This is a genomic window from Gangjinia marincola (assembly GCF_039523415.1).
Lineage (GTDB): Bacteria > Bacteroidota > Bacteroidia > Flavobacteriales > Flavobacteriaceae > Gangjinia > Gangjinia marincola.
In genome coordinates, this window is record NZ_BAAAFG010000014.1 from 179,659 (window position 1) to 205,850 (window position 26,192).

The following is a 26,192-nucleotide window of genomic DNA, read 5'->3' on the forward strand; positions in this document are numbered from 1 at the left end:
GAAATATGTATGCAACGACTCATAAGTCTTTTTCTATTTTTTACATGTAGTATTTCTTCAATTCATAGTCAGGAATTACCTCCTTTATTAGGTTTTTCTGCGAAAGATTATAACGCTGAAAACCAAAATTGGAGCGTTAGCCAGGGGAGTAATAAAAACATGTTTTTTGCCAACAATAAAGGATTATTGTCTTTTAACGGCTCTACTTGGCAGCTTTATAATTCACCAAATAATACTATTCTCAGATCGGTTCATGCTGTTGATGACATAGTATATACCGGATCTTATATGGATTTTGGTTATTGGCTTTATGATAAAACGGGAACGTTATATTACCAATCCCTGGTGGATGAATTGAAGGTAAATCTTGTAGAGGACGAACAATTTTGGAATATCTTAAGTGTTACGAATACAATTATATTTCAATCACTCAACAGAATCTATATCTATGATACATTGACCAAAAGAATTGATATCATCGAATCTGTCTCTACCTTGACCAAAATGTTTCAGGTTAACGATGAGATTTATTTCCAAGATTATGGTCATGGTATTTATAAAGTTGAAAATGGAACTGCGGTAGTAGTAGACGATTCTTCACTTGCTCGCCAAGAGGTTATTGTTAATATTTTTCAATCATCTGGAGATTTGTTGTATCAAACGCAAGGAGCAGGATTTCATAGGGTTAATTCTGAAGGGAATCATCAAAAATGGAATGCGGCTGTAAATAAAATTCTAGAAAATGTTACTGTTTATAATAGCATTGCATTGACAACAGGAGGCTATGCAGTCGGTACAATTGCTCATGGTGTATATGTTATTTCAAGTGAAGGAGAGGTAGAGTATCATCTTGATTACAGCAAAGGGCTTGAGAATAATACTGTTTTGAACCTTTTTCAAGATCAAGATGGGAATGTTTGGTTAGCCTTAGATAATGGAATCAACTGCATCAATTTAGCTTCGGCCTTTAGAATATATAATGATCCTAAAGGTTTATTGGGTAGTGTCTACGCGTCTGCAATTCATCAAAATAGACTTTACTTGGGCACAAATCAAGGATTGTTTTATAAGGACCTGGCGAGTGATTCAGAATATTCTTTTGTGAGTAACACTAACGGACAAGTGTGGTTTCTGGATGTTATAGATGGAACACTTTTTTGTGGTCATAACAAGGGAACGTTTACGGTTGACGGTGCTAACGCAAGGCTTCTTGAAAATGGTCCTGAAGGAACCTGGATGCTAACCTCAGTTCCTAATCGTGAGGATATGTTACTTCAGGGAAATTACAGCGGACTTCATGTAATAATTAAAGAGGGTAATACTTGGATTTATAAGAATAAAATTAAAGGTTTTGATATCTCCTCAAGGCATATTGCATTTGAAAGTGCGCAACGAATTTTCGTAAATCATGAGTATAAGGGTATTTATGAACTTGCTGTTGATTCTGATTTCTTATATATAGAGGGTATACGCCAAGACACGCTAAGAAAAGGACTCAACTCTGATCTGATTCGTTACAAATCAGATGTGTTGTATTCATACCAAAAAGGCATCTATACCTATGATCTGGTCAAAAATCATTTTGTTAAAGACTCAACATTAAGTAAACTACGGGATGAATCTCAATATGTTTCTGGAAAGTTAATATATGAGAACGACCAAGAGAGATTATGGGCTTTTACTCAAGATGCTATACATTATGTAAGTCCGGGAGTAGTCAAAAATCGAATGGTTTTAAGCAGCATCTACCTCGCAGAAAACCTTAGAAACACAGTATCCAGTTATGAGTCAATTTTAGAATTAGAAGAAAACGTATATTTAGTTGGGACGTCCTTTGGTTACATTACTGTTGATATTTTAAAATATAAACCTATTCAGGTAGATCTATTTCTTGATGCTGTAGAAGTAGGTAGAAAAAAAGAAATACGAGATAAAGTAGAATTAACGGGGGACATTTTTTTTGAAAATGGAACAGATTTAATACGTTTTCAATTAGCGACTCCAACATACGAAAAGTTTTTTTCACCATCTTATCGATACAAATTGAGTGGCTTATATGATGAATGGAGTGAGTGGACGAATAGCAATCAAATAGACTTTGAAAATCTCCCTTACGGCGACTACACATTTACGGGACAAATCAAATCAAGCAATCCGGATTCGAATAACGAAATAAAGTATTCATTTTATGTTAAGGAGCCCTGGTATTTATCAAATAGCGTTATTGTATCATACGTTTTACTCTTCCTGTTAATTATTTTTTTGGTGAATATGGCATATAAGAAATATTATCGTAACAAGCAGGAACGTATGATATTGGCATCAACAAAAGAGTCGGAGCAAAAAAGGCTACAGGCTCAACAGGAATTGGTAAGAATAGAAAATGAACGCCTACAACAAGATATTGAAAACAGGAATAAAGAACTGGCTACATCTACGATGAACATCCTAAGAAAAAACGAGATTTTGGTAGAAATTAAAAATGCGCTTAATAAAAGTAAAGAAGTAAATATTCCACTGGTAATAGAACTTATTGATAGGAATCTTTCCAATACAGGAGATTGGGAGCTGTTTCAAGAAGCATTCAATAATGCGGATAAAGATTTCATTAAGGAAATGAAAGAGCGACATCCCTCTTTAACCGCTAACGATTTAAGGCTCTCCGCGTACCTTAGACTAAATCTTTCTTCAAAAGAGATAGCTCCATTGCTAAATATTTCTTCGCGAAGTGTAGAAGTTAAGCGATATCGTTTGCGTAAAAAACTCAATCTCACGCAGAAATCGAGTTTATCTGACTACATCTTGTCTATTTAAGACTGCAACACCCTCTTAATTTACCACAACATTACCACAACAGATTCAATATAAATTAGAAAATCGCATCATTTTGGTGTTCCGAAATCGTTATCGCACGGGGTTTAGCTGAGATTTTGTTAATAAAAGGCACTTTTTTTTTCAATGTATATTTTTTGTAGGGGTACGATTTAAGAATTCAATAAAGTATTTTGATAGTTTTAACTCAATAATTATCAACCTATGAATACAATACGTACATTTTTTGTTTTATTGTTCTTAAGTAGTATATCATTTGCACAATCTTCACAAGTTTCTGGAACTGTTGTGAGTCAGGTTGATGGATTTCCGATACCAGGGGTAAGTGTGATAATCAAGGGTGAAAGCAGGGGAACAGTAACGGATTTTGATGGAAATTTTACGATTGATAATCTGCAACTCCCGTCAACACTTGTCTTTAGTTATGTTGGCTTTATAACACAAGAGATACTGGTCAGCTCAGATGAAGCCATAAGTGTACAGTTAGTTGAGGACGTGGCAAAACTAGATGAAGTGGTGGTTGTTGGGTATGGAACACAAAAGAAAAAAGAAGTTACAGGGGCTGTTTCTGTAGTTAGTTCAGAAACTATTGAGACGTTAAAACCTGCAAGAATTGAGCAAGCGCTCCAGGGTCAAGTTGCCGGTGTAAATATTACCTCTTCTTCAGGAGCTCCTGGAGCTGCATTAGACATAAGAATTAGAGGTGTCTCAACTAATGGCGATAATAGACCATTAATATTGCTTGATGGAGCGGTAATCGAAGATTTAAGTGTAGTGAGCCCTGGGGATATTGAAAATATTACGGTTCTCAAGGATGCTACTGCAGGTATTTATGGTGTACGTGCAGCAAACGGAGTAATCCTTATAACCACAAAATCTGGACGTAAGGAAATGCCTCTTCAGGGAGAATTTGATTTTTACACTGGGTTTCAGGAAACCACCAGAGAAATACCACTACTTAACGCTACAGAATATGCCTTGCTTCGTAACGAAGCATTAGCAGCTAACGGTCAATCTCCTTTTTATACTAACGTATCTGGTTTAGGTCAGGGTACAGATTGGCAGGATGAAGTCTTTGAAACTGCCCCAATTACGAATTATAACTTGAATTTGCGTGGAGGAACTGAAAAATCAACGTACGCATTAGGAGTGTCCTATTTTAATCAAGATGGTATTGTAGGGGGAGATAAATCAAATTTTAATCGCTATACGTCACGATTAAATTTAGGGACAGAGTTGTTTGAAGATTTTAATGTCAAAGGACTCATCACATTTACACACCAAAACAGAAGAACAATATCCGAAGGTGGATTAGGATCGGTTTTATTTAACGCATTAAATATTGACCCTACCATCACTCCAAGACAAGCTGATGGATCTTTCTCCAGAGCGCTCAATTATCCAATAGAAGTTATCAATCCATTGGCGCAGATTGCGAATACATTTAATAACACTGAAGTCAATAAGTTAAATGGAGTACTAGGCGCTAATTATACATTTTTAAATAATTTCAAAGCAACGGCTAATTATCAATGGAATTATTCTGAAGTGATAGGGAAAGGATTTTTCCCGGTCGTTGATTTTGGTAATCCAGGAGCAAATACTGTCTTTGATCGTCTTGACTTTGCAACAGTAAATGAAAGTAATCAATATTTTAGAGATTATACATTTGATGCATTTCTGAACTATGACAATACTTTTAATGATGTCCATAAGGTATCGGCGACGTTTGGAACATCTATATTTAAAACAACCGGAGATTTTTATGGAAGAACCGGAGAGAATGTTCAGGCACAAGGTCTTGCAGACGCAGAAGTAGATAATGCCGTGACGATCTTAGATAATTTTCAAAATCTTGATAACCGCATATTTGATACAAGATTATTATCTTACTTCGGAAGGATTCAATATGATTTCAAAGAGCGTTATTTGTTTTCGGCATTAGTGCGAAGAGATGGGTCATCAATTTTTGGTCCCGAAAATAAATTTGGAATATTTTATGCCTTCTCTGCTGGCTGGATTATATCTGATGAAGAATTTTTCAATTCAGACGGCGCGATTAATTTCTTAAAAATACGTGGTTCTGGCGGAAAAATTGGAAACGATAGGATTCCAGCTTTCCGATTTGTATCACTTATTGATGGCGAAGGAACATATGTGTTTGATGATGAACTTTTCTTTGGTAACGCGACAGGGGCCATTGCTAATCCAGAAATTAAATGGGAAGAGCAAAATACGTATGACGGTGGTGTAGAGGCTAATTTCTTCAACAACAAGCTAAGAATTACGTCAGATTACTTTTATCGCGAAACAGAAGACCTATTACTACCTGTACAAACATCCCTAGTCACTGGTGCCAATGCTCCGGGATCTGGAGTTCCTATTGTCAATGCAGGATCAGTAAAAAATGAAGGAATAGAATTTCAGATTAAGTATAGAGAAGATATATCAGATTCATTCAGTTTTGACGCAGGTTTTAATGTTACCTGGTTAGATAATGAGGTATTAGAAGTTAATAATGGATTAGGATTTGAACAAGACGCCTTTTTTGGGATAGGCCAACCAGAACCCATAGCTAGAATGCAAGTAGGGCAGCCTTTAGGAGTTTTTTACGGGTATCAAACAGATGGAATTTTTCAAACTCAGGCAGAAGTTGATGCTCATGCCTCACAATCTGATCTTGGTGCAGATGCACAACCTGGGGATCTAAGATATGTGGATCAAAATGGAGATGGTGAGATTAATTTGGAGGATAGAACATTTGTAGGTGATCCTATTCCAGATGCTACATTCGGATTAAATATCAATTTTAACTTCAAGGCGTTTGATTTTCAAAGTTATTTCTTTGCTTCTTTAGGAAATGATATTGTTCGAAATTATGATCGTAATGATCCCATAACAAACAAAACCATTTACGCACTTGATCGATGGACCGGTCCCGGTAGCACAAATGAAAACCCCAGAGTAACTACAGGTGCGACTACGAATAACGTATTTTCAGACTATTATGTTGAAGACGGATCGTTTATACGTGCTCAGAATATTCAATTAGGATATTCTCTACCAGAGAATGTATTAGAAAAAATCAGACTTACAAGAGCAAGATTTTACGTATCTGTGAATAACCTGTTTACCCTAACAGAATATAGAGGGTATGATCCAGCGGCTTCTTCGGGAGCACCCCTGGGAGCAGGAATTGATGGTGGATTTTATCCAAATCCCCGTACATTTTTAATTGGAACAAATTTAAAATTTTAGGTTCATGAAAAGGAGAATATATCATATTGTTGTTTGTACCGTCCTATTGACAACCTTGTCATGCAGCGACGATTTTGTGGATGTTGATTCGCTAAATCCTGCATCTGATAATTTTTTCAATACAGAAGAAGATTATCAGCAAGCCCTAATAGGAGCATATGATTTGCTTCAGACTACCTACCTTAATGTAATGCTAGGTGAGATCGCATCAGATAATACATTGGCCGGAGGTGAAAGCGCTACAGATGTTATAGGGATTCAACAAATTGACGATATGATTCATACACCTAGCAACGCTCAATTGAGAGATATCTGGGGTTGGATGTTTTCAGGCATAAACAGAGCTAATTTTATTCTTGAGTTTCAGGACAAAATAGATTTTGCCGGTAAAAACGAAGTGTTGGCACAAGCACGGTTTTTAAGGGCATATTACTATTTTGAGTTAGTAAAGTTTTTTGGAGATGTCCCATTAGTCGTAGATGAACGTGTTTTATTTGGCGATCAGTTTGAGGTAGATCGAAATCCGTCTGCTGAGGTATACGCGCAGATTGAAGAAGACCTGCAGTTTGCGGCAGATAATCTTCCGGTTACCCAGATACAAGCCGGGAGAATAACCAAGGGAGCTGCTTTAGCCTTACTAGGAAAAGTATTTTTGTATCAGGATAAATTTTCCGAAGCAATAGTACCCTTAGAAAACGTTATAAATTCTGGCGCATATAGTCTTATAGATGATTACAGTACCATGTTTGAAAATGACAATGAAAATAATGCAGAATCTGTTTTTGAAATACAATATACTGATAAAGAAGGAGCTGGTTTTGATTGTTTACAATGTAGTGAAGGAAATATAGCCGTAGGATTTAATGGAATACGAAATTATCAAGGACCAGAGTTTGATTCAGGTTTTAGTTTTAATGTGCCCACACAAGATGCTTTTGACGCATTTGAAGCGGGTGATGTACGACGTAATGAAGCTATTCTTGATATAGAGCAATGGGCTGACAGCACAGGGGCTACTTTTAGCACGGGTTATGAGCATACTGGTTATTTTAACCGAAAATATATCGCAAGAAAAGGTGATTTGGGTACCGGTGATGCTAACCTTACCAATCCAAATAATTACCGCAGTATTCGTTACGCAGATGTTTTGCTTATGGCTGCTGAAGCACTTAACCGAAGCGGACAAGATGATCCAAAAGCCTTGGTCTATGTGAACCAGGTGAGAACCAGAGCCGGATTAGATGAAATCTCCTCTACGGGAGCTTCATTAACTGATGCAATTTATCAAGAACGACGCGTAGAATTGGTAGGTGAAGGACATCGCTTTTTTGATCTGGTTCGAACGGGAAGAGCCAGTACGGAGATCCCGGGCTTTCAGGCGGGAAAACACGAACTTTTTCCTATTCCACAAATAGAAATAGAATTAGCTGGAAATCGTTGGGAACAAAACCCAGGATATTAATATAAGACTATGAAAACACTTAAATATTGTTTGATTTTATGTATTTCGATCTTTATTTATTCATGTGACGATGAAGAACGTGATATAGATTATTTAAATGGATTACAACAACCCAGTGACCTTACTGCTACCTATATCATTACACAGGATAATACCGGTAAGGTAACCATTACTCCTTCAGCGCAAAGCGCCACGATGTTCGAAGTCTTTTTTGGAGACGAGGAAAACTCTTCTCAAGAAGTTTTAGCGGGAGAAAGTGCTGTTAATTTTTATGAAGAAGGTATCTACACCGTTCGTATTATCGCTACAAATATCAATGGTGAAACAAATGAAACCCAACAGGAGTTAACTGTGACATTTGTAGCCCCTGAAAATGTAGTGGTTGATATCACACCGGACGATTCTAACAATTTTGCCGTAAATGTTTCAGCTTCTGCAGATTTTGAAACCTTTTTTTACTTTTTTCCTGGGATAGATGATGATGAAGATCCCATCCCGTTTATGGAGGATGAAATTCTTAATTATGTTTATCAAGATATAGGTGAATATCAAGCTACAGTAATCGCTTTAAGTGGTGGAGAAGCTACTACTGCGGTGACTCAAAGTGTTGTTATTGAGAATCCTTTATTATTACCCATTACATTTGAAGATAATACACTCCCGTATGATTTTGAAACATTTGGAGGGGCCGTTAATGCAGTAATTGATAATCCTGATGCGTCTGGTATTAACACAAGTTCTCGTGTAGCAGAAAGTCTTAAAGAGGTAGGTGCAGAAACCTTTGCGGGATCAATTTTAACCGTGGATACGCCTATTGACTTTTCTACGCTAAAAAATATTAGCGTAAAGACCTGGTCCCCTGCAAGTGGAATAACCGTTTTACTTAAGTTGGAGAACGTAGAAAATGCCGACATATTTATTGAAACTTCTGCTATCACCACAACTCAAAATTCTTGGGAAGAATTATTTTTTGACTTTAGTGATTTAGTTGATCTCAATGAAGAATACCAAAAAGTCATTCTATTCTTTGACTTTGGTAATGTTGGCGATGGTAGTATTTATTATTTTGATGATGTTCAACTTTCTCAAGGTGAAGGTCCACCGGCCCCGGCTCCAGACCCCGTGCAATCAGAAAATTTGGTACTTTCATTATTTTCAGATAATTATGACGATGTGGTAGTAGATACATGGAATACGGATTGGAGTGATGCCGATTATGAAGAAATTGAAATAAATGGAAACCCAACAAAAAAATATTCGAACCTGTTTTTTAATGGAATTGAAACAGTAACTAGTCCATTAGATTTAGTGGCAGAAGGTGTTGAGTTTCTTCATATGGACATTTGGACCCCAAACATTACTGAGTTTAAAGTAAAACTGGTAGATTTTGCAGGCGATGGCTTTGGCGGAGGCAATGATACTGAGTTTGAACTCTCGTTTTTCCCTAACTCAAAGGAATGGGTAAGTCTGGATATTCCTTTAACAGATTTTCAAGGGATGAATCTTAACGATATCAACCAATTGATCATTTCTGATTTAGGAGATAATGATGGAACTGTTTATATTGACAACATCTATTTTTATTCAGATCCCGATAGTCCAGATACTGCTGCTCCAGATCCTGTGTTACCGCAGGCTAATGTAATTTCAATGTTCAGTGATGTATACGATGATGTTGTTGTAGACACCTGGAATACAGATTGGAGTGCAGCTATTTTAGAAGATATTTTTATTGATGGCAATGCGGCTAAGAAATATACTGACCTCAATTTTAATGGGACTGAAACCATAACTAGTCCTATCGACCTCACAGGGAATGGAATGACTATGCTGCATATAGATTTATGGACACCAAATATAACAGCGTTCAGAGTGAAGCTAGTGGACTTTGGAGGTAGTGGATTCGGTGGAAATGATGATACAGAATTTGAACTAAGTTTTATGCCTAATCAAGGAGAATGGGTTAGTTTAGAAATTCCGCTAACAGATTTTGAAGGAATGAATCAAAATGATATTAATCAGTTTATTATTTCTGCTGATCCGGCCGGAGAATCAACGATATATATCGATAACGTATATTTTCATAATTAAGAATTAACTAATGAAAAAGATAGTGTTTTTACTCGGAGTAATAAGTTTATTCTTGGTGAGTTGCCAGGAAGAAGATCAGGAATTTGGAGATGTAGTTGCTCCAACCAACTTAGAATTATCCTTTGAAATTGAAGGAGAAGATGCAGACAATCCTTTTGGCGACGGATCTGGATTTGTAACCTTTAATTTAAATGCCGATAATGCGGTAAGCTATAGATTTAGCTTTACAGGAAATACAACCGAAGTTGTTTCTGCGCCAGAAGGCGTATTAACGTATAGATTTACAGAGCCCGGAATAAACACGTATAATGTAACCGCAATTGCTGCCGGTACCGGCGGTGCTGTTTCCTCACAAACTATTTCTATTGAAGTGTTTAGTGCTTTTGAGGATCAAGAAGCTCTCAATATTCTTAGTGGAGGTGAAGGAGAATCAAAGACATGGTATTTGGCAGCCTCTGAGTCCGGACACCTTGGGGTTGGTCCGTCAATAGACTTTTTTAATCCGATTGAAGATACAAGCGTTTGGTGGACTCCGTCGTTTTTCTCAGCAGCACCTTTTGGAATATGTTCTGATCAAACGCAATGTCTTTGCAATGATGAATTAACATTCTCGCTTAATAATAATCAATTAACCTACGTACTCAACAACAACGGAGAAACGTTTTTTAACGCAGCTCATCAGGCTATTGTTGGTGGTAATGGCAGTGATGGAGACGCTTGTTTCAATTTCGATACCAGCGGAGTTAAAAATGTAACTCTCGCCCCAGCAAGCGGTGAAGTTCCTTCAGATCAAACGCGAGGAACTCAGCTAAACTTTAGTGATGGTGGATTTATGGGATATTACGTGAGTTCTTCATCTTACGAAATTTTAGAAATTTCTGAAAACTCTTTATACGTACGAACTAGAGATGCATTAAACCCTGTGTTAGCTTGGTATCATAAGTTTACCACCACACCCGTAGGTGATGATACAGGAGGAGATCCCTTTGATGATTTAATATTTGAAGACGAATTTGATGTTGATGGCGCTCCAAATCCAGATGTATGGGGATACGATCTAGGTGATGGTTGTCCCAATTTATGTGGTTGGGGTAATAACGAAAGCCAATACTATACTGACCGTCCTGAAAATGTGATCGTTGAGAATGGGATATTAAAAATTACTGCACGAAAAGAAAATTTTGGAGGAAGAGAATATACCTCTGCCCGTTTACTAACAAAAGATAAGTTTGATTTCCAATATGGTAAAGTAGAGGTACGTGCTAAGCTTCCAACCGGTGGTGGAACATGGCCTGCCATTTGGATGCTGGGTGCAGACATTGATAGTAATCCATGGCCCGGTGCGGGAGAGATGGATATTATGGAACATGTGGGTAATAACCAGGATGTAGTATCATCTGCGTTGCACTTTCCTGGAAACTCTGGCGGTAATCCAATTTTTGACGAACAAACCGTAGCCGGAGTATCAGATAATTTTAATATTTATTCAGTTGAATGGACCGAAGAGAACATCAAATTTTATGTCAATGATTCTCTAACACTTTTCTTTGAAAATAGTCAGGATGTGCCTTTCAATAAAGACTTTTTCTTGTTACTCAATGTAGCAATGGGTGGAAACTTTGGAGGTACTATTGACCCAAATTTTGTTGAAAGTACGATGGAAATTGATTATGTTAAGGTATATCAATAAATCAAGCTATGAGACAACTCCTGTTTAGTGTATTCATCACACTGTTTATAGTATCTTGTAATACAGAACTATCGAACAATCAAATGAAAAATTCGGCTCAAAATTCGACTAAAAGTGCGATTGACTATAAAGTAGATTCGCTCTTGGCGATTATGACTTTAGAAGAAAAAGTCGGTCAAATGAATCAATATAATGGCTTTTGGAATGTTACGGGACCTACTCCTCAAGATGGTGATGCAGCCAAAAAGTATGACGACTTAAGAAGAGGACGCGTTGGTTCCATGCTAAATGTACGGGGAGTAAAAGAAGTACGTGCGGTTCAAAAAGTAGCTGTTGAAGAATCTCGGCTTGGAATACCTCTCATTATTGGCTTTGATGTAATACATGGGTATAAAACATTGAGTCCAATTCCGATTGCAGAAAGTGCCAGCTGGGATATGGAAGCCATTGAAAAATCCGCAAAAATGGCTGCTCTTGAGGCTTCGGCAGCAGGTATTAACTGGACATTTGCTCCTATGGTGGATATTTCACGCGATGCCCGCTGGGGAAGAGTCATGGAAGGTGGTGGTGAAGATCCCTATTTAGGCAGTTTAATCGCTAAAGCCAGAGTTAGAGGATTTCAAGGAAAAGATTTATCATCTGCCAGTACAATTGCTGCTTGTGCAAAACACTTTGCTGCTTACGGATTTGCTGAGGGAGGACGTGATTATAATACGGTGGATATTGGAACTTCAACCCTTTATAATACCGTTTTCCCTCCATTTAGAGCAACGGTAGATGCGGGTGTAATGACCTTTATGAACTCGTTTAATGAGCTAAATGGAATACCTGCAACGGGTGATAGCTTCTTACAACGTGATATTCTTAAAGGAAAATGGGGCTTTGATGGTTTCGTTGTTTCAGATTGGGGATCCATTAAAGAAATGATAGATCATGGATATGCGCAAGATCTTAAAGATGCTGCGCGACTGGCAGTCATAGCCGGGTCTGATATGGATATGGAATCGTATGCGTATGTAGATAGACTTGTAGCTTTAGTCAATGAAAAGAAAGTTGATGTAGCACTTATTGACGATTCAGTAAAAAGAATTTTAAAAGCAAAATATGAATTAGGACTTTTTGATGATCCTTACAGATATTGTGACGAAGCCAGAGAGAAAAAAATAACTGGAAGCAAAGAAATTAATGAAGCAGCCTTGGACATAGCTAAAAAGTCGATTGTACTTCTTAAAAATGAGCTGAATTTGCTGCCCCTTAAAAAAGAAGGTCAAAAAATTGCCGTTATTGGGGCACTTGCTAATGATAAAACAAGCCCGCTGGGGAGCTGGAGAATTGCAGCAGAAGATGAAACTGCTGTATCTGTATTAGAAGGTCTTCAAAATTACAACAAGAATGAGTATACGTATGCTAAAGGTGTTGATGTGACCACTGGTCGCACTGATTTTGTATATGAACTGGATATCAATACGACAGACCGCAGCGAGATTCCCCAGGCAGTTGCTGTAGCAAAAAAGGCAGATGTTGTTATTATGGTTCTTGGAGAGCATGGTTTTCAAAGTGGTGAAGCAAGAAGCAGGACACAATTGGATTTACCGGGATTACAACAAGAATTATTAGAAGCGGTCTACGCCGAAAATAAAAAAGTTATACTGGTCTTAACCAACGGAAGACCCTTAGCATTACCATGGGCTGCAGAAAACGTTCCGGCGATAGTTGAAGCCTGGCAACTGGGCACTCAATCTGGACATGCCATTGCTCAAGTGCTATATGGTGATTACAATCCAAGCGGAAAACTACCCATGACTTTCCCACGGAGTGTAGGTCAGGTTCCTATCTATTATAATTACAAAAACACCGGGAGACCGAACAAACAAGATGATAGAATTGTCTTTTGGTCTCATTATACAGATGAAGAAAATACACCATTATTCCCATTTGGTCATGGTTTAAGCTACAGCACATTTGAATACAGTGATTTTTCAATCAACAATGAGTTTAATACCAACGGAAAAATAACCGCACAAATTAATCTTAAGAACACGGGGATTTTTAAGGGAAAAGAAGTTGTACAACTTTACATTCGGGATAAGTTTGCTTCAGTTACACGTCCTGTTAGGGAACTAAAGGGCTTTAAAATGGTCGAACTTACTCCACGTGAAACGCAAACAATAACGTTTGAACTAAAAAAGGAAGATCTCAGTTTTTTTAATAATGAGGGAGAGTTCATCTTTGAGCCGGGCGAGTTTGAGATTTATATCGGAGGTAGTTCAATAACAACAATGGGAGATACCGTCACAATAGAATAAATAAAAATAAATTCAATTATTAATTAAATAAATACGTTATGAGAAAAATTACATTTTTACTGGGTACACTATTACTTTCACTACCGGTCCTTACTTCGGCTCAAGTAGAAGTAAACTATACACCGGGAGTTGCACCAACTTCATTAGCATTTGTAGAAGCATTTAACATTTCAGATGGAACTTCAGCTACAGCCTTTGGATATAATGCTGACTTTACACAATCATTTTCCGGGACATCAGTTACGATCATTCCAAATACTGAAATCTGGGCCTCAAATGGAGGATCAACTCCAGATTTCAATGATTTTTGGTTTGCATCACAAGGTATTCCATCCAAAACATTAGATGTATTAACATTCAATGAAACCTTATGGGATGGAACTGGTGATGCTCCAGAATTTTTAAACGAAGAATTAACCTTTTCTGTCGATTTGACAGAGTATACTTTTGTGGATGATTATACATTAAAGATTTCGGTAACGATTTTTGAACAGGATTTTGCAAACTTTAGAAGAGAAACTGTTACAATTCCAAATACTCCGGGTTCTTACTCTGTTACTATGCCTGCGGCTAATGTTTCAGATGCAGATAGAGTTTGGCAGTGGGGATTTATCCTTGAAGGACCAATGGCTAATCCAGATGATGCAGCTTCGCTAGGGACGGCAATTTTTGATCAGGCAGTATTAAGCGTTGGATCTTTTGAAGAAACCAGTTTTAGTGCTTTTCCAAATCCCGTTCAGGATAAATTGACCATTACTTCTTCAGCTACGATAAAGAATGTTGAAGTGTATGATATTACAGGGAAGATGGTTGTATCTACCAATGAATCTTTAGTAAATACCGGCGTATTAAATGCTGGAGTATATTTTGCACGTGTTTCTACAGATAATGCCGTTGAAACGATTCGTTTTATTAAGAAGTAGATAATTAGTTAAATATTCTGATTATACATCAACCCGGTAAAGCTAGCCTTGCCGGGTTTTTACATTGGACAAAATCAAGTTTGTCGTTATTGTTTAGGATTGTTTCTCTTTTCGTTTCAACATTTATCAACAGAAAACGTTATAGTAATGTTGTAAATTAGGCTTTTACGTGATTTTCGAATAGTTTTGGTATGAATGGAAAATAACATTAAACATATTGGTGTGATGACCAGCGGGGGAGATGCCCCTGGGATGAATGCCGCCATACGTGCAGTGGTAAGAGCCTGCACATTTCATAAGATTAAATGTACTGGCATTTACAGAGGATATCAGGGCATGATAGAGAATGACTTTGAAGAACTCAATGCACGTTCAGTACGTAACATTATTAATAAAGGCGGAACCTTTTTAAAGTCTGCCAGATCAAAAGAATTTAGAACGGCTGATGGTCGTAAAAAAGCCTATGACAACCTAAAGGAAGCTAATATTGATGCCCTGGTGGTCATTGGTGGTGATGGAACATTTACAGGTGCTAAGGTATTTAATGATGAGTTTGACTTTCCTATCGTAGGTTTACCCGGTACAATTGACAATGACATTAATGGCACTGATTATACCATTGGATATGACACAGCGCTCAATACTGCAGTAGAGGCCATTGATAAAATTAGAGATACTGCAAATTCTCATAACCGTCTCTTTTTAGTTGAGGTAATGGGGAGACATGCCGGAGACATTGCTTTAAATAGCGGAATTGGCGCTGGCGCGGAAGAAATTCTTATTCCGGAAGAAAATCTGGGTTACGATCGCATGATCGAATCCTTAAAACGGAGTAAGAAATCCGGAAAAACCTCTAGTATCATTGTAGTGGCAGAAGGAGACCGAACCGGAGAGAATATTGTAGAACTAGCCGAATACATCAAAGCAAATCTTGAAGGGTATGAGGTGCGCTTTACGGTATTAGGACACATTCAGCGCGGGGGAGCTCCCAGTTGTTATGACAGGGTGTTAGCAAGTAGACTAGGAGTAGGAGCCGTAGATGCTCTGGTAGCCGGTCAACGAGATATAATGGTAGGTGTAGTCCATAAAAAAGTAACTTACGTATCATTCAAAAAAGCTATTGCAGGTGAAAACGAAATCGACACCGATCTTATACGTGTGGCAGATATCGTTTCTATTTAATATTTAACGAACTAAAAAATTACTATGAGTACAAAATTGGGAATTAACGGCTTTGGTCGTATTGGTAGAATTGCATTTAGAATTGCAGCTCAAAAAGATAATGTTGAGGTAGTAGCCATCAATGATTTACTAGATGTAGAGCATTTAGCCTATCTGTTAAAATATGATTCAGTTCACGGCAAGTTTCCGGGGACCGTTGAGGTAAAAGATGGTCATTTAGAAGTAAATGGCAAAACTGTACGCGTAACTTCAGAGCGCAATCCAGAAAATCTTAAATGGGATGACGCAGGTGTAGAAGTAGTCATGGATTGTACAGGGATATTTACAGATGTTGAAAATGCTTCGGCACACTTAAAAGCGGGAGCAAAGAAAGTAGTGATTTCGGCTCCTTCAAAGACAGCTCCCATGTTTGTCATGGGAGTAAATCATAAAGACGTTAAGGCCAGTGATAATGTAGTTTCTAATGCATCTTGTACGACGAACTGTTTAGCTCCTATGGCTAAGGTGATTGAGGACCATTTTGGATTGGAAGAAGGCTTAATGACAACCGTTCATGCGACTACCTCTACTCAGTATACAGTAGATTCACCTTCACGTAAAAATTATCGCTTAGGGAGAAGTTCATTGATGAACATTATCCCTTCAACAACAGGAGCAGCTGTTGCGGTAACTAAAGTTATTCCTGTTTTAAAAGGAAAACTTACCGGAATGGCATTTAGAGTTCCTACGGCAGATGTTTCTGTAGTAGACCTTACCGTGAGAACTAAGAAATCTGTAACTTATGATGAACTTAAAAAGGTGTTCAAAGAAGCCGCACAGGGAGAGTACAAAGGTGTAATAGATTATGTAGATGATGAGCTGGTATCTCAAGATTTTGTAAGTGATCCACATACATGTAATTTTGATGCCAATGCAGGTATGGCGCTTAACGACAACTTTTTTAAGCTTATCGCGTGGTATGATAATGAGTATGGATACTCAGCTAAATTAGTAGATCTTTCTGCACACGTAGCTTCACTTTAAGTGATTGTAACTTAAAACATATAATTCCTTCTTCAACCTTTGTTGAGGAAGGATTTTTTTTTATAAACCGCAAGCGTTACGCTATCTTAGCACATATAAAATCTAAGCGCGTAGCAACAAAAAATTAAACAAGAATAAGTTTAGGTATGGTATTAATTGCAGATGGTGGATCAACAAAGTGTGACTGGATATTAATGGATCGTGATGGGAAGCAACTTTTAAAAACACGTACAAAGGGATTGAATCCTGCCGTTTTTGAAGCCGAAATGTTAGAAAATCGGTTGGACGAAAATGCCGACCTAGAGAAAATAAAAGATTCAGTTGAATATGTTCATTTCTATGGTGCCGGCGCCGGCACCAAAACTCCGCGTAAAGTTTTACAAGAAATACTAGCCAATCATTTTATCAATGCCAAAGAGGTGATTGTAGAAGAAGATTTGTTGGCTGCTGTCCGTGCAGCAACCACAGAACCTGGGATCGTATGTATCTTAGGAACAGGATCTAATTCGTGTTATTATGATGGTGAAAGCGTACACATGGCTGTCGCATCCTTAGGATATACTTTAATGGATGAAGCCAGCGGTAATTACTTTGGTAAGCGATTGATCAGAGACTACTTCTATAAAAAAATGCCTGAAAAGCTAGCAGATGCGTTTGAAAAACGTTTCAATCTGGACCCAGATGAGATTAAAACAAATTTGTACAAGCGTGATAATCCAAACACGTATTTAGCGTCGTTTGCAGAATTTATCTTTACCAACCCCATAAACAACTATTTTTATAAGTTAATTGAAGAGGGAGTGCTGAATTTTTTAGAACATCGCGTATTGTGTTTTCCTGAAGCGCAGAAAGTACCCATTCATTTTATAGGGAGTATAGCGCATTTTAGTAAAGAAATTATTCAGGATTGTATGCGACCATACAATTTACATCTGGGAAATATCGTTCGTAGACCCATTGATGGATTGATAGAGTATTATCGAAAGGAAGTTATTCCTAATTTAAAGTAGGTAAAAACTTACCTTTTCTCAAATTCAATAAACAATATAATACCCTGTTACACTGAGCGGAGTCGAAGTGATTGGACAGACCTAATTTAATTAACGTTTTCACACAGACATGCCACTAAAAGCTATAAACCCAACCACCACAAACGCCTGGAAGAACCTACAGCAGCACTTTGATCAAGGAGGAAAAGATATCAATGCTAAAGAATTGATGCAATCTGATCCTGCCAGAGCGAAAGAAATGAAGATACGCTGGAAGGATTTTTATGTAGATTATTCTAAAAACAGAGTAACCCATGAAACTTTAGAATTGTTAATTCAATTGGCGAATGAAGTTGAGTTAAGTGATGCAATTGAAAAGTATTTTTCCGGCGATTTAATCAATCAGACCGAAGGTAGAGCGGTTTTACATACCGCGTTGAGAAACAATGCTGAAGATATTTTTCATGGAGAAAAGAATATTTCAGCAGATATAAGAAAAACCTTAGCCAAGATAAAGGTTTTTTCTACTGCGGTGAATGACGGAAGCTGGAAGGGGCATACCGGTAAAGCCATTACACACGTAGTCAATATTGGAATAGGCGGTAGCGATCTGGGACCTCAAATGGTCGTAGATGCATTAAAATATTATAAGACAGATTTGGATGTGCGCTTTATCTCAAATGTTGATGGAGATCATGTAATGGAAACCCTCAAAGATTTAGATCGAGAAACAACATTATTTACTATCGTTTCCAAAACATTTACGACACAAGAAACCTTATCTAATGCGCAAACGGTACGCAGCTGGTTCTTAGAAGATGCTCCTACAGATGCTGTAGAAAAACATTTTGTAGCCGTTTCTACCAATCTGGAGGCAGTGAGTAATTTCGGTATAGCTCAAGAAAACATTTTCCCGATGGAGAATTGGGTCGGCGGACGCTTTTCCCTTTGGAGTGCCGTTGGATTGTCCATTGCTTGTGCAGTTGGGTTCAAGCATTTCAACGCCTTGCTGGAAGGGGCACATGAAATGGATCAGCATTTTAAAGACCAACCTTTAGAAGGGAACATTCCGGTAGTCTTAGGATTGCTTACGATTTGGTATAATAATTTTTTTGGGGCCGAAAGTGAAGCCTTGATTCCGTATACTCAATATTTACAGAAGCTTGCGCCTTACCTACAACAAGGCATCATGGAAAGTAATGGAAAAAGCGTTGATCGCAATGGCGATAAAGTGAAGTATCAAACCGGAACCATTATTTGGGGAGAACCCGGCACCAATGCGCAGCATGCTTTTTTTCAATTAATTCACCAAGGAACCAAGTTGATACCAACAGACTTTATTGGGTTTAAAACCTCCCTTTATGGAAATAAGGACCATCACGACAAGCTTATGTCTAATTTCTTCGCCCAAACCGAAGCTTTGCTCCAAGGGAAAGAGGAAGCAGAAGTACATTCAGAACTCAAAGCACAAGACAAATCACCTGAGGAAATTGAACGCTTGCTCCCGTTTAAACTTTTTGAAGGTAACAAACCTACCACCACCATATTAATTGATCAACTTACCCCTAAGAGTCTGGGGAGTTTAATCGCGATGTATGAACATAAACTTTTTGTACAAGGGGTGATTTGGAATATCTATAGCTACGACCAGTGGGGTGTTGAACTGGGCAAGCAGCTAGGCAAAGCTGTACTTAAGGACCTGGAGGCTGGAAAAGAGGTGATTCACCACGATGCCAGTACAAATACACTTATCAACAGGTACTTGGACTAGTTTAATCCTTGATAACGCCTAGTAATGCGACTTCTAGTTTTTATAGTACTCTTTTCAAGTTCAGTAGTATCTGCACAAGTGGTGAATATTGAATCCTTACGACGACCATCAGATTCTACAAACTGGATAGGATCTGCCAGTCTGGATATTTCATTGATTAAAAACACTTCAGACATCATAAGAATAGCGCATAAAGCCCATGTTCAGTATAATGATACGATCAACTTTTGGCTATTTGTAAATGATTTGAACTTTCAAAAAGTAGAAGAAAATTCATTGGTTAATCGTGGCACACAACACCTACGCTACAATAGGCGAATCGCGTCTATTCTAAAATGGGAAGCTTTTGCACAGGCACAATATGATGCCATCTCTGAGATTGATTTTAGGGGTCTCCTAGGAACGGGACCTCGATTTAAATTGAGTACTACTAACGACTATAAATTCTATCTGGGGACTCTGGCTATGTACGAATATGAAGAAGCATCAGCGTCTGTGGGTAACATTATTGAACGAGACTGGCGCTTGAGTGCTTATCTTTCGTTTAGCCTATATCCCACCCAAACCATAAGTATCATTAGCACCAGTTATTATCAGCCTAGGTTAGACAACTTTTCAGATTATAGACTCTCCAGTAATACTTCGCTATTATTTCAAATATTGAAAAACCTTGCCTTTAAAGTCAATTTTAATTTCTTCTACGATGAGTTTCCGGTGAGTGAGAATGTTCCAAACACTCAGTACGAATTGACTAATGGGATTTTATATACATTTTGATGATTATCTGGTGTTGAAAATTTATTTTAACACGAGTCAGCTAATACGTCAGAGCTATTTTCAGAGGAATATAGTATAACACCAACATCATCAATATGTCAATTTAAAATTACATACTATAAATAGTTTAGTTTTTTCATATTGTTTATTTTTAACAAAATTTAAATTAAGTTATCTTGAAGAAACTATTTTTCTATTTGTCATTATCTACTATTGCGGCTTCTGCCCAATGGAATCAAGTTGGACAAACGATTGAGGGCGATGCTCTGGATGATAACTTGGGATTATCAGTGAGCATATCCGGTAATGGAACAGTCATAGCAATGGGTGCTCCTGAAAACGATAATTTGGGCAATGATATAGGTCAAGTCAAAATTTATTCTTTTCAAAATGACTCTTGGGTACAAATGGGTAGTAGTATATATGGTGAAAATTCTGGAGATAAAGCCGGTGAGTCTATAAGCATGAATGATGATGGCACACGTATAGCCATTGGCGCTAGATTTAATGATGATGGTGGTTCATCTTCTGGACATGTAAGAGTTTATGAATTTAATGGAGTCGATTGGATTCAGTTAGGTGACGACATTGACGGTGATATCCAGGCAGATGCATTTGGGCGTCGAGTTGCCTTAACACCTGATGGTAATAGATTGGCCGTCGGAATACCGTTTAGAGATGATAACGGTAACGGGTCTGGACAAATAAGAGTATACGATTTTAATGGCACAAACTGGATACAAATCGGTAATGTGATGAATGGTTCTAACGCCAGTGATAAATTAGGCTGGTCTTTAAGTATATCCAATGATGGTAATACACTCGCATCTGGCGGTTTTTCAAATAATGAGAATGGTTACGCACGTATCTACAAGTATAATGGAACAAATTGGTTACAGAAAGGTGATGATATTACTTACACTAATAACATTGATTCATTTGGAGAAAATGTCGCACTTAGTTCAAGTGGAGATTTATTAGCCGTATCAGCAAGGCGGAATGATGATGCAGGAACTGATACTGGTAAGGTAAAGGTTTATAAATATAATAATGACATTTGGGAAGAATTAGGTCAGGATATTAATGGACAAACTCAATTTGAATATCTGGGACAACATGTCGAATTTAATGATGATGAAAACTTGCTGGCAATATCTTCTTGGGGATCTGTTCAAGGTGAAGGGAAGATTTACTTTTATGAAATCGAAGACAATTCCATAGTGAATACCAATGCCCACATCATGGGTCAATTTTCTGGAGATTTTTTTGGATGGTCGTTTGGATTAAACCAGTTAGGTAATCAAGTGGTGGTTGGAAGACCGGGGGCTGAGCCAGATGCTGGAAACGTTACAGTATTTAAGAATGATACCTTTTTAGAGTTAAGTGATCTTTCATTTCAAAATTATCCAATTGAATATTTTCCAAATCCAACTGGATCAATATTACATATAAAGTCAAAAAAAAGTATTTTACAGTTATCAATTTATGATTACAATGGTAAACTGATTGCCGAGTTACTACCAAATGATAGTATAGTAGATTACCAATTAAATGTAGAAAAATTTCCTAACGGCGTTTACTTTATGCAAATAGAAGTAGAGGATAATCTTCAAAATTTAAAGTTTATAAAAGGGGATTAGGATTATTAATAAAGTATTGTATGCTCACAAAAGTATATGGCAGCGCCGTCTTTGGGGTAGAGGCTACCACCATCACCGTAGAGGTAAATGTAGATAAGGGAATAGGCTATCACCTGGTGGGTTTACCAGATAATGCCATCAAAGAAAGTAACTACCGTATTGCCGCGGCTCTTCAAAATAATGGATATAAAATCCCCGGGAAAAAGATTACCATCAATATGGCTCCGGCTGATCTTCGTAAAGAAGGCTCAGCCTATGATCTCACGTTAGCGATTGGAATCCTGGCAGCTTCTTCTCAAATTAGAGCCGAAGGCATAGAAGAATATCTTATCATGGGTGAGGTTTCGTTAGATGGCGGGCTTCAACCCATCAAAGGAGCATTACCTATCGCCATCAAGGCGAGAGAAGAAGGCTTTAAAGGATTTATTCTCCCTAAACAAAATGCCGAAGAAGCGGCTATCGTAGATGGGCTCCATGTCTACGGTATTGAAAATATTAGTGAGGTTATCGACTTTTTTGATAAAGGAAAAGAATTAGAACAAACCATTATAGATACCAGAGCGGCATTTTTCCAGAGTTTGGAACACCCGGAATTTGATTTTGCAGATGTTAAAGGTCAAGAAAGCATCAAACGCTGTATGGAAATTGCTGCAGCCGGTGGACATAACATTATCCTCATTGGTCCACCCGGTGCAGGAAAGACGATGCTAGCCAAACGTTTGCCCAGTATTTTACCACCCATGACCTTGCATGAAGCGTTGGAGACGACTAAGATTCACAGTGTAGCAGGAAGAATCAAAGCCCACGGCGGACTCATGGCGCAACGCCCGTTTCGTAGTCCGCATCATACCATTAGCGATGTAGCCTTGGTAGGTGGCGGAGCATATCCCCAGCCGGGGGAAATCTCGTTGTCCCACAATGGGGTGTTATTTCTAGATGAGTTACCTGAGTTTAAACGCGGAGTTTTAGAAGTAATGCGTCAGCCGCTGGAAGATCGTGAAGTAACCATCTCCAGAGCTAGATTTACAGTGACCTATCCATCTAGTTTTATGTTGGTCGCCAGTATGAATCCAAGCCCGGGTGGTTATTTTAATGATCCTGATGCGCCCGTAACCAGCAGTCCCGCAGAAATGCAGCGCTACTTAAGCAAAATCAGCGGACCCTTATTAGATCGAATTGATATTCATATTGAAGTAACGCCGGTTCCTTTTGAAAAATTAAGTGAAGATCGCAAAGGTGAAAGCAGTGTAACCATTAGAGAACGCGTTACAAAAGCCAGAGAAATCCAAACTGAACGTTTTATACAATTTCAAAACATTCACTACAATGCGCAAATGGGTACCAAACAGATCAGGACCTATTGTAAGCTTGACAGTGCTTCATTGGATTTACTAAAAAATGCCATGGAGCGTTTAAATCTTTCAGCCAGGGCGTATGATCGCATTTTAAAAGTCGCCCGTACGATTGCTGACTTAGAAGCTTCAGAAAAAGTCACCGGTACACACATTAGTGAAGCCATTCAGTATAGAAGCTTAGATCGTGAAGGTTGGTTGGGCTGAAGAATTCTTTCTAAAAATTTTCCCAAAGCGTTTGCACAAGTAAACAAGATGAAGTTAATTTGCACCAGCATTATGAAACAAAATCATCTACATCATCATCATTCTAATTCGGCGTTAGCGCGAGGATGATCTTGTGGTAGATAGTTACTATAACTAAGCAAACCCGTTTGAGCATCTCAAGCGGGTTTTTGTATTTCCGCGAAAGCGGAAACCTTAACATCGTGAGTAAGAAACAACATGAACAAAATTAAAATAGCAGTACAAAAATCAGGTCGGCTTAATGATGACTCACTCCGACTTTTAAAGGATTGTGGGATATCAATCGATAACGGGAAAGATCAGCTTAAGGCCAGCTCAACTAATTTTCCGCTTGAAGTTTTTTACTTAAGAAATGGTGACATTCCGCAGTATTTAAGAGACGGGGTCGTTGATATCGCTATACTTGGAGAAAATACCCTGATTGAAAAAGGAGATGAGTTAGAAATTGTGGAGCGCCTGGGTTTTTCTAAATGCAGATTATCGCTAGCAATCCCCAAAAACGTGAAATACGGAAATGTACAGGATTTTGAGGAAAAGCGTATCGCTACGTCTTATCCAAATACCGTAAAGAAGTTTTTAGCCGAAAAAGGCATCAAAGCGGACTTGCATATTATCAATGGATCGGTAGAAATTGCCCCAAATATTGGTTTAGCAGATGGTATTTGCGATTTAGTTTCTAGCGGAAGCACTTTATTTAAAAACAACCTCAAAGAGGTTGAGGTCATTTTAAAGTCGGAAGCGGTATTAACGGTATCGCCAAAAATTTCAGGTGAAAACCGAAGCATTTTAGAAAAGCTCCAATTTAGAATTGAATCGGTGCTAAAAGGGCGACGAAATCGCTACGTATTGCTGAATGCTCCTAATGACCAATTAGAGAAAATTATTGAGATTTTACCGGGCATGAAAAGCCCTACGGTGATGCCATTAGCAGATAAGAATTGGAGCTCTATACATTCTGTAGTGAATAAGGATGAGTTTTGGGATGTCATTGATGAACTCAAAAGTGCAGGAGCAGAAGGTATTTTAGTCTGTCCCATTGAAAAAATGGTGGTTTAATTAAAAAGTTTTCCGCCTTCGCGGGAGGGAACTAATAAGTAGAAGAACAACTAAATAGATTCTCCCCTCCTTGTCTCCGACGAGAGACGAAGGATCGAGAGAAAGACACAACGTGTAAGTATAAAATTTTAAAATTAAGTTGAACAAAAAAATTCCCGCTTTCGTGGGTAGCAACTAATAGGTAGAAAAATAACTAAATAAATTTTCCCCCTTTGGGGGAGATGCCCAAAGGGCAGAGGGGGATATGAAAAAAATATATAATCCAGATCGATCAGATTGGGCTCAAATCCTAAAACGACCTACATCTACTATAAATGATATTGAGCCTGTCGTGAAAGAAGTGTTTGAGCAAGTCCAACAAAAAGGAGATGAAGCCATTACAACGTACACACAAAAGTTTGATGGAGTCAAATTAGATCAACTTCAGGTTTCTATTGAAGAAATTACTCAGGCATCGGGCAAGGTTTCTCCAGAATTACAGCAGGCCATTTTACTGGCAAAGAAGAATATCGAACATTTTCATGCGGCACAGAAAACCGGTCGGGTAGAGGTTGAAACTGCTCCTGGAGTATTGTGCTGGCAGGAAAAACGCCCTATTCAAAAAGTAGGATTGTATATACCTGGGGGAACAGCTCCGTTATTTTCAACGATTTTGATGTTGGCCGTTCCTGCAAAAATCGCAGGATGCAAAGAAATAGTTCTGTGCACGCCACCTGATCGTAATGGTAACATTCATCCTGCGATTCTCTATACAGCGGCACTTTGCGGTGTTACTACAATTTTTAAAGTCGGTGGAATCCAGGCCATAGCCGGGATGACGTTTGGCACAGAGAGCATTCCCAAAGTATATAAGATTTTTGGTCCGGGTAATCAATTCGTCACTGTAGCTAAACAAATGGCGACCAGATATAATGTAGCCATAGACATGCCTGCCGGACCCAGTGAGTTGCTGGTGATGGCAGATGATACAGCAAATGCTGCCTTTGTCGCTTCAGATTTGTTGAGTCAAGCAGAACACGGTAAGGACAGTCAGGTGGTGTTGGTTACTACTTCTAAAGACCTATTGCAAGCGGTGGAGCAGGAGATTGAGATACAACTAGATGCGCTTCCGCGGAAGGAAATTGCAAAAGTAGCTGTAGGAAATTCGGTTGCTGTCTATGTAGAAAATGATGCCGAAGCTTTAGATCTGATTAACGAATATGGACCAGAACATTATATCGTATGTGTAGAAAATGAAGAGTTTTACGTCAATAATACCATGAATGCAGGATCTGTATTTATTGGCAACTATACCCCTGAAAGTGCCGGGGATTACGCCAGTGGTACGAACCATACTTTACCAACAAATGGCTATGCAAAACAATATAGTGGCGTGAACTTGGATAGCTTTATGAAAGCGATGACCTTTCAGAAGATTTCAAAAGAGGGAATTCAAACCATAGGTAAAGCAGTAGAACTTATGGCAGAGGCAGAGGGATTGCAGGCGCATAAAAATGCTATGAGTTTAAGGCTAAAAGAATTGAATAACAATGATTAATACCTTCAATTCTTAAAAAAAGAGGATTGGAGTGTAGATGTTGCAAACAGGATGACG

The 26,192-nt window shown here is 38.2% G+C and carries 16 protein-coding genes; all 16 read left to right on the plus strand.

The window, feature by feature from the left end; genetic code table 11:
* Positions 1-9 precede the first annotated feature (9 nt).
* Complete coding sequence (locus ABD000_RS07560) at positions 10-2,814, plus strand: helix-turn-helix and ligand-binding sensor domain-containing protein (protein WP_343765515.1); 2,805 nt, start codon at positions 10-12, stop codon at positions 2,812-2,814.
* Positions 2,815-3,036: 222 nt separating this feature from the next.
* A complete protein-coding gene (locus ABD000_RS07565) occupies positions 3,037-6,090 on the plus strand; it encodes a SusC/RagA family TonB-linked outer membrane protein (protein ID WP_343765517.1) in 3,054 nt (1,017 codons plus the stop codon).
* Between the two features lie 4 nt (positions 6,091-6,094).
* The gene (locus ABD000_RS07570) at positions 6,095-7,552 is read left to right on the plus strand and encodes a RagB/SusD family nutrient uptake outer membrane protein (RefSeq protein WP_343765519.1); all 1,458 of its coding nucleotides are present in this window, start codon (positions 6,095-6,097) and stop codon (positions 7,550-7,552) included.
* Positions 7,553-7,561: 9 nt separating this feature from the next.
* Complete coding sequence (locus ABD000_RS07575; protein WP_343765523.1) at positions 7,562-9,643, plus strand: hypothetical protein; 2,082 nt, start codon at positions 7,562-7,564, stop codon at positions 9,641-9,643.
* 10 nt (positions 9,644-9,653) lie between these two features.
* Entirely contained in the window at positions 9,654-11,333 is a 1,680-nt protein-coding gene (locus ABD000_RS07580; RefSeq protein WP_343765527.1) for a family 16 glycosylhydrolase, read from the plus strand.
* An 8-nt stretch (positions 11,334-11,341) separates the two neighbouring features.
* Positions 11,342-13,639, plus strand: coding sequence for a beta-glucosidase BglX (bglX, locus tag ABD000_RS07585; RefSeq protein ID WP_343765530.1), 2,298 nt, complete (start codon positions 11,342-11,344; stop codon positions 13,637-13,639).
* Positions 13,640-13,677: 38 nt separating this feature from the next.
* Positions 13,678-14,562: a T9SS type A sorting domain-containing protein gene (locus tag ABD000_RS07590; RefSeq protein WP_343765532.1), complete on the plus strand. Its 885-nt coding sequence runs from the start codon at positions 13,678-13,680 to the stop codon at positions 14,560-14,562.
* A 195-nt stretch (positions 14,563-14,757) separates the two neighbouring features.
* Positions 14,758-15,744 (plus strand): 6-phosphofructokinase, encoded by a 987-nt coding sequence (gene pfkA, locus ABD000_RS07595; protein WP_343765537.1) that lies wholly within the window; start codon positions 14,758-14,760, stop codon positions 15,742-15,744.
* Positions 15,745-15,768: 24 nt separating this feature from the next.
* Positions 15,769-16,767, plus strand: a complete 999-nt coding sequence (gene gap, locus ABD000_RS07600; protein WP_343765540.1) for a type I glyceraldehyde-3-phosphate dehydrogenase — start codon at positions 15,769-15,771, stop codon at positions 16,765-16,767.
* Positions 16,768-16,913: 146 nt separating this feature from the next.
* Entirely contained in the window at positions 16,914-17,777 is an 864-nt protein-coding gene (locus tag ABD000_RS07605) for an N-acetylglucosamine kinase (RefSeq protein ID WP_343765546.1), read from the plus strand.
* A 109-nt stretch (positions 17,778-17,886) separates the two neighbouring features.
* Positions 17,887-19,527, plus strand: coding sequence for a glucose-6-phosphate isomerase (gene pgi, locus ABD000_RS07610; RefSeq protein ID WP_343765549.1), 1,641 nt, complete (start codon positions 17,887-17,889; stop codon positions 19,525-19,527).
* Between the two features lie 24 nt (positions 19,528-19,551).
* Positions 19,552-20,304, plus strand: coding sequence for a DUF481 domain-containing protein (locus tag ABD000_RS07615; RefSeq protein WP_343765551.1), 753 nt, complete (start codon positions 19,552-19,554; stop codon positions 20,302-20,304).
* 176 nt (positions 20,305-20,480) lie between these two features.
* Positions 20,481-21,944: a T9SS type A sorting domain-containing protein gene (locus tag ABD000_RS07620; protein WP_343765552.1), complete on the plus strand. Its 1,464-nt coding sequence runs from the start codon at positions 20,481-20,483 to the stop codon at positions 21,942-21,944.
* Positions 21,945-21,964: 20 nt separating this feature from the next.
* Positions 21,965-23,503: a YifB family Mg chelatase-like AAA ATPase gene (locus tag ABD000_RS07625; RefSeq protein ID WP_343765555.1), complete on the plus strand. Its 1,539-nt coding sequence runs from the start codon at positions 21,965-21,967 to the stop codon at positions 23,501-23,503.
* A 237-nt stretch (positions 23,504-23,740) separates the two neighbouring features.
* Positions 23,741-24,598, plus strand: coding sequence for an ATP phosphoribosyltransferase (hisG, locus tag ABD000_RS07630; protein ID WP_343765558.1), 858 nt, complete (start codon positions 23,741-23,743; stop codon positions 24,596-24,598).
* Positions 24,599-24,842: 244 nt separating this feature from the next.
* A complete protein-coding gene (hisD, locus tag ABD000_RS07635) occupies positions 24,843-26,135 on the plus strand; it encodes a histidinol dehydrogenase (protein ID WP_343765561.1) in 1,293 nt (430 codons plus the stop codon).
* Positions 26,136-26,192: the final 57 nt, after the last annotated feature.